At 66.6% G+C, this 11,935-nt stretch carries 12 protein-coding genes; 8 read left to right on the forward strand and 4 right to left on the reverse strand.

Going from position 1 to position 11,935, the window contains the following annotated elements; all coding sequences use genetic code 11:
• Positions 1 to 4: 4 nt before the first annotated feature.
• Positions 5 to 1,000 (reverse strand): aldo/keto reductase, encoded by a 996-nt coding sequence (locus tag ATE64_RS12175; protein WP_058457202.1) that lies wholly within the window; start codon positions 998 to 1,000, stop codon positions 5 to 7.
• Positions 997 to 2,250: a cation:dicarboxylase symporter family transporter gene (locus ATE64_RS12180; protein WP_082657724.1), complete on the reverse strand. Its 1,254-nt coding sequence runs from the start codon at positions 2,248 to 2,250 to the stop codon at positions 997 to 999. The genes ATE64_RS12175 and ATE64_RS12180 overlap by 4 nt, the downstream gene beginning before the upstream one ends.
• Before the next feature lie 119 nt (positions 2,251 to 2,369).
• Here ATE64_RS12180 and glmM point away from each other — a divergent pair, with 119 nt between their 5' ends.
• The 7 genes from glmM to folP all read left to right on the forward strand — a co-directional run bounded on the left by glmM (position 2,370) and on the right by folP (position 9,345).
• On the forward strand, positions 2,370 to 3,707 hold the full coding sequence (gene glmM / locus ATE64_RS12185; protein WP_058457201.1) for a phosphoglucosamine mutase: 1,338 nt from the start codon (positions 2,370 to 2,372) through the stop codon (positions 3,705 to 3,707).
• 43 nt (positions 3,708 to 3,750) lie between these two features.
• A complete protein-coding gene (locus tag ATE64_RS12190; protein WP_058457200.1) occupies positions 3,751 to 3,975 on the forward strand; it encodes a DUF1272 domain-containing protein in 225 nt (74 codons plus the stop codon).
• Positions 3,976 to 4,111: 136 nt separating this feature from the next.
• Positions 4,112 to 5,254: a bifunctional hydroxymethylpyrimidine kinase/phosphomethylpyrimidine kinase gene (thiD, locus tag ATE64_RS12195; protein ID WP_058457199.1), complete on the forward strand. Its 1,143-nt coding sequence runs from the start codon at positions 4,112 to 4,114 to the stop codon at positions 5,252 to 5,254.
• 139 nt (positions 5,255 to 5,393) lie between these two features.
• Entirely contained in the window at positions 5,394 to 5,948 is a 555-nt protein-coding gene (locus ATE64_RS12200) for a ribonuclease HII (protein ID WP_197410142.1), read from the forward strand.
• Between the two features lie 15 nt (positions 5,949 to 5,963).
• A complete protein-coding gene (locus ATE64_RS12205) occupies positions 5,964 to 6,860 on the forward strand; it encodes an oxidoreductase (RefSeq protein ID WP_058457197.1) in 897 nt (298 codons plus the stop codon).
• A gap of 206 nt (positions 6,861 to 7,066) precedes the next feature.
• Positions 7,067 to 8,215, forward strand: coding sequence for a site-specific DNA-methyltransferase (locus ATE64_RS12210; RefSeq protein ID WP_058457196.1), 1,149 nt, complete (start codon positions 7,067 to 7,069; stop codon positions 8,213 to 8,215).
• Entirely contained in the window at positions 8,215 to 9,345 is a 1,131-nt protein-coding gene (gene folP / locus ATE64_RS12215) for a dihydropteroate synthase (RefSeq protein ID WP_058457195.1), read from the forward strand. The genes ATE64_RS12210 and folP overlap by 1 nt, the downstream gene beginning before the upstream one ends.
• On the opposite strand, the gene ATE64_RS12220 is transcribed toward folP, so the two are convergent.
• Positions 9,342 to 10,058, reverse strand: a complete 717-nt coding sequence (locus ATE64_RS12220) for an SDR family NAD(P)-dependent oxidoreductase (RefSeq protein WP_058457194.1) — start codon at positions 10,056 to 10,058, stop codon at positions 9,342 to 9,344. The genes folP and ATE64_RS12220 overlap by 4 nt on opposite strands.
• Before the next feature lie 45 nt (positions 10,059 to 10,103).
• Positions 10,104 to 11,537 carry a sigma-54 dependent transcriptional regulator gene (locus tag ATE64_RS12225; RefSeq protein WP_058457193.1) on the reverse strand — a complete coding sequence of 478 codons (1,434 nt, stop codon included), beginning with the start codon at positions 11,535 to 11,537 and terminating at the stop codon, positions 10,104 to 10,106.
• Positions 11,538 to 11,805: 268 nt separating this feature from the next.
• Here ATE64_RS12225 and ATE64_RS12230 point away from each other — a divergent pair, with 268 nt between their 5' ends.
• On the forward strand, positions 11,806 to 11,925 hold the full coding sequence (locus tag ATE64_RS12230; protein WP_058457192.1) for an aa3-type cytochrome c oxidase subunit IV: 120 nt from the start codon (positions 11,806 to 11,808) through the stop codon (positions 11,923 to 11,925).
• Positions 11,926 to 11,935: the final 10 nt, after the last annotated feature.

Below are 11,935 nucleotides of genomic sequence, written 5' to 3' on the forward strand. Positions count from 1 at the left end.
GCCGCTACAACCGCACCATCCGCATTCCCATTTCGCCATAGCGCGGCCCGCTTGTCCCGCCCATCGGCGCTGCGGCGTCGATCGTGGCGAGGTCGTCGGCGGTCAGCGTCACGTCGGCGGCGGCGACGCTGTCTTCCATCGTGACGCGGCGCTTGGTGCCGGGGATCGGGACGATGTCGTCGCCCTGCGCGAGCAGCCACGCGAGCGCGATCTGTGCGTTCGAGACGCCATGCTTTGCGGCGACCCCGGCGATGGCGTCGACGATCGCGAGGTTGGCGGGCAGGTTCTCGTCCGAATAGCGCGGGTCGTTGCGGCGCCAGTCATTCTCGGGCAGCTCGTCGCGGCTGCGGATCGTGCCCGCTAGGAAGCCGCGTCCGAGCGGCGAATAGGGGATGAAGCCGATACCGTTGTCGCGGCAGGTTCCCAGGATTTCCTCTTCGACGTCGCGTTCCCAGATCGAATATTCGCTCTGCAGCGCGGTGATCGGGGCGGCCTTCGCGGCGCGGCGGATCGTTTCGGGACCGGCTTCGGATAGCGCGATGTGGCGGACCTTGCCCTCCTTCACCAGCTCCATCATCCCGCCGACCGTCTCCTCGATCGGCACCGAGGGATCGACGCGGTGCTGATAGAAAAGGTCGATCGTGTCGATGCCGAGCCGCTGGAGCGAGCCCTCGCACGACCGGCGCGCATTCTCGGGGCTGCCGTCGACGCCGACGATCTGCTTGCCGTCGAACTTGAAACCGAATTTGGTGGCGATGACGAGGCCGTCGCGCTTGCCCCTGATCGCCTCGCCGAGCAGCTCCTCGTTGGTGAAGGGGCCATAGATTTGCGCGGTGTCGAAGAAGGTGACGCCAAGGTCGATCGCACGGTGGATCGTGCGCGTCGATTCATCGAGGTCGGCCGCCTCGCCATATAGGATGTTGCCGCCCTTGATCATCGGCATGCAGCCGATGCCGATCGCGGAAACTTCGAGGCCGTGGCCGAGGGTGCGATATTTCATGAAACGACTCCTGCGGGGGATGCATCCTCTTCTACACCATCGGCGGCATATTTGGTTGCGGCGACATCGGCGACGACATTGCCGAGGGTGCGGAAGATGTCAGGGAAGGTTTCGACCGCGACGAGCAGGCCGAGCGGCGCGACCGGAACCCCCATCGCGATCGCGATCGGCGCGATCGAGGTGACGAAGCTGATCGAACCGGGAAGGCTGACCGACGAGAGCGCCGCGGCGAGCGCGACGGCGAGGCCGACCGCCATCTCCCACGGGGTCAGCTCGATGTTGAACAACCAGGCGACATAGATGACGACCGCGAGGTTCATCGCCGGGCTGGTGAAGCGGAACAGCGCCACCGCGAGCGGCAGGACAATGTCGGCTTTCTTGGGATCGACATCGAGCTCGGCCGAGGCACGGAGCATTGCGGGCAGGCTGGCGAGCGAGCTTTGCGTGCTGAGCGCGACCGCGAAGGTCGGGACCATCGCGCGGACGAAGCGCGGCAAGGAGACGCCGACCACGAAGACCGCGAGCAGCAGGGCGAGGATGATCGTGCCGGTTCCGATCATCGAAAGCATCAGCACATAGTGGAGCAGGCCGCCGAACGCTGCGACCCCGGCCTTGACCGCGAGCGCATAGCCGAGCGCGAAGACGCCGATCGGCGCAAGCGCGAGCACCCAGCCGATGACGACGAGCATCGCGTCGCCGAGCGCCTTGAAGAAGCCCGACAGGGTTGCGCGCTCCGCCGTGCCGACGCGCGTGATCGCGAAGGCGAAGATCGTCGTGAAGACGATCAGCGGCAGGATCGAGGTTTCGGCGGCGGCGGCGATCGGGTTGGTGGGGATCAGGCCGAGGATGAAGTCGGCGAAGGTCGGCGATGCGGCGGTTTCGGTGTGGCCGCCGAGTCCGTGGCGCAGCCCCTCGGCGGCGGCGGCCGACATCGGAAAGGCGCGGAGCAGGAGCGGCAGCAGGAGCAGGGTCATCAGCCCCGCGATCAGGTTGCCGGCAATGAAGATCGCGACGGCGCGGCCCGCGAGCTTGCCCGCGCGCGCCGCATCGGCGGTCGCGGTAATTCCGGTGATGAGGAGCGCGACGATCAGCGGGATGATCGTCATCTTCAGCGCGTTGAGCCAGAGCAGCCCGGCGGTCTCGACATAGGGGAGGCTGGCGGTTCCGGCGGCGGGAGACAGGCTTTCGACCGCGACCCCCAGCAACATGCCGACGACGAGCGCCGAAAGGATGATCCATGCCGATTTCAAGTTCGATTCTCCCGGAGCCGGTCCCGGCCAGCTTGCCAAGCCAAAATGGGTGACCTAGGGCCGTCCGGTATTACGGGTGGGCTCTTGTCCTGCCCACCGGATTAGGTAGCAGAGGTGCCATGCGCAAGTTTTTCGGAACCGACGGGATTCGCGGGCTGACCAACCGGGCTCCGATGACCGCGGAAACCGCGATGCGTGTCGGAATGGCGGCGGGCGCACACTTCCTGCGCGGCGACCACAAGCATCGCGTCGTGATCGGCAAGGACACGCGTCTGTCGGGCTATATGCTCGAGAACGCGCTCGTCGCGGGGTTCACCAGCGTCGGCATGGACGTGGTGCAGGTCGGGCCGATGCCGACCCCGGCGGTCGCGATGCTGACGCGGTCGATGCGCGCCGATCTGGGCGTGATGATTTCGGCGAGTCATAATCCGTTTCTCGACAACGGCATCAAGCTGTTCGGCCCCGACGGTTACAAGCTGTCGGACGAGGACGAGATGCAGATCGAGTTCCTGCTGACGCAGGAAGCGCGCCTTGCCGACCCGTCGCATATCGGGCGCGCCAAGCGCATCGACGACGCGCGCGGCCGCTATATCCACGCGGTGAAGCAGAGCTTGCCCGAATCGGTTCGGCTCGACGGGCTGAAGATGGTGCTCGATTGCGCGAACGGCGCCGCGTACAACAGCGCGCCGACGGTGTTCTGGGAGCTGGGCGCCGACGTCGTCGCGATCGGGGTCGAGCCCAATGGCACGAACATTAACGCCCAATGCGGGTCGACCGCGCCGGGCCTGTTGCAGGAAACCGTGGTCGCGAGCGGCGCCGACATCGGCGTCGCGCTCGACGGCGATGCCGACCGCTTGATCATCGTCGATGAAAAGGGCGCGATTGTCGACGGCGACCAGATCATGGCGCTGATCGGCGCGAGCTGGGCGCGGCAGGGGCGGCTGAAGGGCGGCGGCGTCGTTGCGACGGTGATGTCGAACCTGGGGCTCGAGCGCTTCCTTCAGGGCGAAGGACTGACCCTCGAACGGACGAAGGTCGGCGACCGTTATGTCCTCGAGCGGATGAAGAGCGGCGGCTTCAATGTCGGCGGCGAACAGTCGGGGCATATGATCCTGTCGGACCATGCGACGACGGGGGACGGCACGCTGGCGGCGCTGCAGGTGCTGGCCGAGCTGGTATCCGCGGGGAAGCCCGCGAGCGAACTGCTGCACCAGTTCGATCCCGTGCCGCAGCTTTTGAAGAATGTCCGCTTCGCGGGCGGCAAGCCGCTGGATAACGCGCAGGTGCAGGCGGCGATCGCCGAGGGCGAAGCGGCGCTGAACGGACGCGGACGCCTCGTCATCCGGGCGTCGGGAACCGAACCGGTGATCCGTGTCATGGCCGAGGGCGACGACGCCGGCCAGGTCGAGCGGGTCGTCGATTTGATCTGCGACGCGGTGCGCGTGGCGGCCGCCTGATGAATCATCCCGTCCGTACGGACGGAACTGGAAGGAAAATACCATGCTTGAAATGCGACCCGATTGCGAACGCTGCGGCCGCGACCTGCCCGCGGATATCCACGGCGCGTTCATCTGCTCGTTCGAATGCACCTTCTGCGCCGATTGTGCCGACAAGCTCGACGAGCGATGCCCCAATTGCGGCGGCGATTTGCTCGACCGGCCGCTGCGCGAAGGCGCGGCGCTCGCGAAATTCCCCGCCTCGACGGAGCGGAAGTTCAAACGTTGATTTCTTCCACCCGTCGTCATGCTGAACTTGTTTCAGCATCCATGGCCTATCCCCTCGGTCAACGCCGTGTTGAAGGGATCGTCGGGCCATGGACTCTGAAACAAGTTCAGGGTGACGCTGAATGGAAAGATGCGTTGTGACCGCACGCGTTCTGATCATCGCCGGTTCCGACAGCGGGGGCGGTGCGGGAATCCAGGCCGACATCAAGGCGGTGACGATGCTGGGCGGTCACGCGATGACCGCGATCACTGCGATCACCGCGCAGAATACGCTGGGCGTGCAGGGCGTCCACCCGATCCCGACCGAGATGGTGCTCGCGCAGATCGACAGCGTGGTGGCCGATATCGGCGTCGATGCGGTGAAGATCGGCATGATCGGCAGCGCCGAAACGGCCGCCGCGGTCGCCGAGCGGCTGACGAAGTCCGACCTTGCGCACGCGGCGGTCGTCTTCGATCCGGTGATGGTGGCGACAAGCGGATCGGCGCTCGCCGATGACGCGACGATCGCGGCGTTCAAGGCTTTGCTCGACCGCGGGATGGTCGCGACGCCGAACCTGCCCGAACTCGCAGCGCTCGGCGGCGAGGAGGCGGTGCTGGCGCATGGCTGTTCGCTGCTGATCAAGGGCGGGCACGGCGAGGGCGAGACGGTGATCGACCGCCTGCTCGAAACCGGCGAGGGCGAGGTTGCGCGCTGGGAGGCGCCGCGCATCGACACGACAAGCACGCACGGCACGGGCTGTACGCTGGCCAGCGCGATCGCGACGGGACTTGCGCAGGGTATGCCGCTCGAACCCGCGGTTGCGCGGGCGCGCGATTTCGTGCGGCTCGCGCTGATGGGCGCGCCGGGGCTGGGGAGCGGGCATGGCCCGATGGGGCAGCAGTTCGTGCGCAACGACGGGCTGTTCACCGGCCCGGCGCTCAACCAGATCACCTTGCCCGCAAACGATTATGCGACGTCGGTCGCCTTCTACAAACAGATGGGGCTCACGCAGATCGTCGATAGCCCCGGCAATGGGTACGCGCGCTTCGAGGCGGCAAACGGCGTGACGCTGTCGATCCATGTCGGCGACGGCGCGGCGGGCGGGGCGACGACCTATCTGGAGAGCGGTGCGCTCGATGCGTGGGTTGCCTATCTCGCGCGGCGCGGGGTGCAGTTCGAGCAGATGCCGCAGGACGAGGAATGGGGCTGGCGCGAGGCGCGGCTGAGCGATCCGGCGGGGAACCGCCTCTGCCTCTATCAGGCGGGCGAGTATCGGAGATATCCGCCGTGGCGCATTTGATCCCCCCTCCCGCAGGCGGGAGGGGTTGGGGGTGGGCTCGAGCGAAGCGAGGTCCTGCCGCCGGCTTTGCCCACCCCGCTGCGACTAGCGAACAGGTTCGCAAGTCTCGCTGCCCCTCCCGCTTGCGGGAGGGGGAGTCGTGATCGTCGGCGTCGACGAAGCCGGGCGCGGGCCGCTCGCGGGGCCGGTGGTCGCAGCCGCCGTCCTGCTCTGCGAGGGCGGGATTGCCGGGCTCGATGATAGCAAGAAGCTGACCGCGAAACGCCGCGCCGAACTCGAAGTCGAGATCAAGGCGCGCTGCCGCTGGGGCATCGGCGAGGCGAGCGTCGCCGAGATCGACAGCATCAACATATTGCAGGCGACCTTCGTGGCGATGACGCGCGCGGTCGAGGCGCTGGGATTCGAGCCGGGCGAGGTGCTGGTCGACGGCAACCGGCTGCCCAGATGGCGCTATAGGGCGCGGGCGATCGTGGGCGGCGATGCGTCGCACCAGTGCATATCGGCGGCGAGCATATTGGCGAAGGAGCATCGCGACCGCTTCATGGTCGCGGCGGCGCGCGACCATCCGGGCTTTGGCTGGGAGACCAATATGGGCTATGGCACGGCGCAGCATCTCGCGGCGCTGCGCAAGCATGGACCGACGCCGCATCACCGGGCCAGTTTCGCGCCGGTTGCGCAACTGACCCTGATCTGACGGCGGGAGAAAGACATGCGCAGCGGGTTTACGGCCGACGATGTTGCGCAGCAAAGCGGACGCCGCTTCCTGATCACGGGGGCGAATGCCGGGCTCGGCTTCGAGGCCGCGAAGGTGCTGGCGGCGCGCGGCGCGCATGTCGTGCTCGCCTGCCGCGACGCCGGGCGCGCCGAAGCGGCGATGGATCTGATCCGCGACGAGATGCCGGCCGCCACGCTGAGTTTCCAGCCGCTAGACCTTGCCGATCTCGACCAGGTGAGGGAGGCGGCAAAGGCTGTGCTCGCCGGACCGCGGATCGATGTGCTGGTCAACAATGCGGGCGTGATGATCCCGCCGCGGACGCTGACCAAACAAGGCTATGAGCTGCAATTCGGGGTCAACCACCTCGGCACCTTCGCCTTCACCGGGCTGATCCACGGCCATGTCGATGACCGGATCGTCGTCACCGCCAGCATCGCGCACAAGAGCGGAACGATGGATTACAGCGATCTCGATGCGAGCCGCAGCTACCACAATTGGCCGCGCTACCAGATGAGCAAGCTTGCGAATCTGCTCTTCATGTATGAGCTCGACCGGCGGCTGAGCGCAGCGGGCCGCGCGACGCAGGCGATCGGGTGCCATCCGGGCGTCGCCATGACCGAGCTGACGCGGCATCTGCCGCTGCCGCTGCGCTATATGACGCCGCTCGCGACGCCCTTTTTCAACAGCGCGGCGCAGGGCGCGTGGCCGATGCTGCAAGCGGCGACCGGCGCGCATGTGCAGGGCGGCGATTATCTGGGGCCGCAGGGGCTGGGCGAGATATCGGGGCGTTCGGGCCCGGCGCGCGCGACGCGCGATGCGCGCGATCCGAAGCTGGCGCGCGATCTGTGGCGCCGTTCGATCGATCTGACCGGGGTCGATCCCGGGATCTGAAATTATTTTTCGCGGGTGAGTCCTCATCGCCACACCACCAGTGGTTGAGTCCGCGCGGCGCGCATGACTCCATATGTCGTGGCAGACTCGTTTCGTTCTCGTGCCGTTAACCATTATGACACCTGGAATCCCTAGAATCCCGAGCTTGACGGCGGACTCCGCCGGACTCATCAGGGGCTTCTTTCGGGTTTGAACAGGGGCGAAACATGGGTGTGATGGAACGGGTCAAGGCCCCGGCGGCGAAGCGTGCGTCGAAATCGGCGCCCAAAATCAGCCACGCCGACCTGCCGCTCGACAGCATCCTGCAGGGTGACTGCGTCGAGATGATGCGTTCGCTGCCCGCGGCGTCGGTCGACATGATTTTCGCCGATCCGCCCTACAATCTTCAGCTGGGTGGCGATCTTCACCGCCCCGACGGAAGCCAGGTCGACGCGGTAAACGACGAATGGGACAAGTTCGACAGCCTCGCGACCTACGATCGCTTCACCCATGCCTGGCTCAAGGAAGCGAAGCGCATCCTGAAGCCCGGCGGCAGCATCTGGGTGATCGGCAGCTATCACAACATCTTCCGCGTCGGCACCGCATTGCAGGACAATGGCTACTGGATCCTCAACGACATCGTGTGGCGCAAGGCGAACCCGATGCCGAACTTCAAGGGCACGCGCTTCACCAATGCACACGAGACCCTGATCTGGGCGTCGATGGGCGAGAAGGCGAAATATACCTTCAACTATCGGGCGATGAAGACGCTGAACGACGAGCTTCAGATGCGCAGCGACTGGCTGATCCCGATCTGCGGGGGTCAGGAGCGGCTCAAGAAGGGCGGGACGAAGGTTCATCCGACGCAGAAGCCCGAAGCCTTGCTCTATCGCATCCTGCTCGCCTGCTCGAACCCCGGCGACGTGGTCCTCGATCCCTTCTTCGGGACCGGCACCACCGGCGCTGTCGCGAAGCGCCTCGGTCGTCACTTCATCGGGATCGAGCGCGAAGACGATTATATCGAAGCCGCGCTCGAGCGCATCGAGATGGCGCTGCCGCTCGACGAAAGCGCGGTGAAGACGATGATGGCGCCGCAAGCCGCGACGCGCGTCGCCTTCGGGACGCTGGTCGAGGGCGGGCTGATCGCGCCGGGAACGGTGCTGACCGACAGCAAGCGCCGCTGGAAAGCGAAGGTGCGCGTCGACGGCAGCCTTGAATGCGAGGGCCAGCTCGCGGGCTCGATCCACAAGGTCGGCGCCAGTGTGCAGGGCGCGCCGAGCTGCAACGGCTGGACCTTCTGGCACGTCGATACCGGCAAGGAATTGCGCGTGATCGACGCGGTGCGGCAGGACTGGCTGCTGGCGAACGAGGCCTGATGTTCCAGCCACTGACCAAGCCCGATCTCGGCAAGACGTGGGAAGATGCCCGCGTCTATTGCCGCCCGGCGTGCTTCGTCGACCGACCGCACGAGCTTGACGACGGCTGCCTGCGGATCGCCGACACGATGATCTGGTTCGCGGCGTGGCATGTCAGCCTGCGCGACAATGAGAGCGTCAGATCGGCGATCGTGCCGATATCCGAACTCGACGACTGGATCGCGGCGATGCCCGACCGGCTCGCCGAGGCGGTGACGGCGCAGCGCGCGGCGGTCGTACGGCCGCGCGGCACGCTGCAGCTCGGCGAGCGCGTCGTGCGGCTGAACGAGCCGCAGGTCATGGGAATTCTCAACGTGACGCCCGACAGTTTTTCGGACGGCGGCAAGCATATCGACACCGCGGCCGCCAGCGAGGCGGGCTATGCGTTGGCCTCGGCTGGAGCGGCGATCGTCGATGTCGGCGGGGAATCGACCCGCCCCGGCGCGCCGCTGGTATGGGAAGGCGACGAGATCCAGCGCATCGAGGGCGTCGTTTCAGCGCTGGCGAAGGGCGGCGTCGCGGTTTCGATCGACACCCGCAAGGCGACGGTGATGGAAGCCGCGCTCGCGGCGGGCGCGACGATCGTGAACGATGTTTCGGCGCTCCGCTATGACGAGCGCGCGATGGAGGTGGTCGTGCGCGCAGGCTGCCCGGTGGTGCTGATGCACGCGCCATCGGCAAAGAGCGATCCGCATGAAGGCGGCACCTATTCGAATATATTGTTCGACGTTTACGACATGCTCGCCGAGCGCATCGCGGCGTGTACCGCGGCGGGGATCAATCCGGCGAAGATCATCGTCGACCCCGGCCTCGGCTTCGGCAAGGGCGTCGCCGACAATCTGGCGCTGGTGAACGGGGTGGCGTTGTTCCACACGCTCGGCTGTCCGATCCTGTTCGGCGCAAGCCGGAAGCGGATGATCGGCGCGCTGGATAATGAGGCGCCTACCGACCAGCGGTTGGGGGGCAGCGTCGCGCTCCATTATCAGGCGGCGACGCAGGGCGCGCAGTTGCTGCGCGTTCACGACGTTGCGGAGACCCGGCAGGCGCTGAGGGTATGGCGCGGCCTGAGGGACGCTGCGCTGACGGCCTAGAGCGAATAGCCGCCATCGGCGGCCAGCACGGCGCCGGTGATACTGGCAGCATCGTCCGACAGCAGGAATGAAATCTGGCGCGCGGTTTCGTCGGCGCTGGCCCAGCGGCCGAGCGGCGTTGCGGCTTTCGCCATCGCATCGATTGCGCCCTCGCGGCTGCCATGTTCGGCGATCATCGCCGGAAAGAAGTCGACATCATCCCAGATCGGCGTGTCGACCCCGCCGGGGGCAATCGCGTTGACGCGTATGGCGTGCGGCGCGCCTTCCTTTGCAGCGATCCGCGCGAGCTGGATGACGCCTGCCTTCGACGCACCATAAGCGCCGACACCAGGTTCGGCCTTGATTCCCGAAATCGAGGCGGTGACGACGATCGCGCCGCCGCGGCCGTGCGCGATCATGGCGCGCATCGCGGCGCGCAAGGTCAGCATCGCGCCGTCGAGATTGACCGAGAGCGTGCGGCGCCAGTCGGTGAAATCCATGTCGGCGATCTGTCCCGCGGTGGCAATGCCGGCGTTGACGACGGCGACGTCGGTGTCGACAAGCTCGCTCGCAAGGGCGTCCCACATTTCAGGGCTGGCGACGTCGCGGCCTTGCGACAGATCGACGCCGATGATGCGCGCGCCCTCGGCTTGCAGCAACGCGGCGGTTGCCGCCCCGATGCCCGATGCGCTGCCGGTGATGAGCGCGGTTCGTCCGGAAAATCGCTTGTCCATTCGCTTGACCCTAATCGGGCCGGCCGAGACCGTCGATGCCAAAAATCAGGCCGCGGTATCGATCCCCAAATCGCTCAATTTGCGATAGAGCGTCGAGCGGCCGATCCCCAGGCGCCGCGCGACTTCGCTCATGCGGCCGCGGTAGTGGCCGATCGCGAGGCGGATGACGTCGGCCTCGATCTCCTCGAGCGGACGCAGGTTGCCGTCGGGCAGGTAGAGCGTGACCCCGATCGCTTCGCCGTTGATCGCGACATCGCCTTCGCCGCCGGGCGCGCCGCCGCCGAGCGCGGCCTCGATCGCCTTGAAATCGGCGCCGGTCAGGACGTCGGTCTTGCTCGACGTCGCGGCGCGGAACAATACGTCCTGAAGCTGGCGGACATTGCCGGGCCAGGCATAGGCAGCGAGCAGACGCAGCGCGTCGTCGGTGATCCCGATCTGCCCCATGCCGGGCAGGCCGCCGATACGCGCGAGCAGGTGGCGCGCAAGCGGGCCGACGTCGCCGCGGCGTTCAGAGAGCGAGGGCAGGGTGAATTGCGCGGTCGAGAGCGCGTAATAGAGATCTTCGCGGAAGTGCCCGGCCTCGATCAGCTTGTCGAGCGGGCTCGCGGTCGTCGCGATGATGCGGACGTCGACGCTCTGGCGGATCGAGCCGCCGATCATCTGGACTTCGCCGGAGTTTATGAACTCCACGAGCTTGGCCTGCGTTTCCAGCGGGATACATTCGACATGGTCGATGATGATGCTGCCGCCGTCGGCCTGGACAAGACGGCCGATCTGGCGGTCGAAGGCGCCGGGAAAGGCGCCGCGTTCGTGGCCGAACAGGCCCGAGCCGATCAGGCCCGGCGATACCGCCGAGCAATCGACCATCACGAGATGGCCGCGCGCGCGCGGCGATGCGCTGTGGATCGCGCGGGCGAAGACCTCCTTGCCGGTGCCGGGCTTGCCGTTGATCATCACCGGAACGCGTGCACGCGCAGCCTTCGCGGCGATCGCGAGCGCGCTGCGGAAATTGGGACTCGACCCGATGATCTCCTCGAACGCCAGCGGCGCGCGGAGCTTTTCGGTGAGCGGGCGGAGTTCGCCCTGCGGTCCGTTCGGCGAGACGATGCGGTCGAGCGCACCGAGCAGGCGGTCGGGGGCGATCGGCTTTTGCACGAAATCGCTCGCGCCGGCGCGCATCGACGACACGGCGACCTCGACGCTGTTGCGCAATGTGATGACGATGAGGGGCAGGGCAGGACGCCAGCGTCGCAGTTCGGCGACGAATTCGCCGATTTCCATGCCCGGCGTGCCCTGGTCGACGAGGACGGCGTCGAGCGCCATGCCCTCCTGCGTGCCCAGCTTCGCAAGCGCGGTGTCAGTGTCGCCGGCGACGATGCTGCGCCAGCCGCCGCGCGACAGCAGCGCCGACAGGAACCGCTGCTGTGCGGGTTCGCTATCGACGATCATCACTGTTCGCGTGTCGCGCTGGCTGGCCATAATCCCCGTTCTGCCCCTATGTTCGGATGTCTGATGCCGTGCCATCCGTTCAAGCGCTGTGATCTACGGCATAGGGGTAAAGGGGCTATTAAGGCCGTTCGGCTTTCGCCACGATGAAGGGCTTTTTCCCGCCAGCGCCCCTTGAGCATCGCGAAAGGCGTGGCTAAGACCGGCGCGACGCTCGATTCTGGGGCGCGCCACCCGCGCATCCAAAGCGATTATGGGCGCGTGGGCGCGCCTTTCGGCGAACAGGCAAAGGGGACAGGGCATGGCGGAACAGGAAATGAAAGCGGCGAACGAAACCTATGCGGGTTTCCTCAGCATGCTGAAAATCGGCACGATCATCACGGTGGTCGTCGCGGCCTTCGTCGTCCTCATCATCTCCTGACCGGCCCTTT

The organism is Sphingopyxis sp. H073, assembly GCF_001468395.1.
Lineage (GTDB): Bacteria > Pseudomonadota > Alphaproteobacteria > Sphingomonadales > Sphingomonadaceae > Sphingopyxis.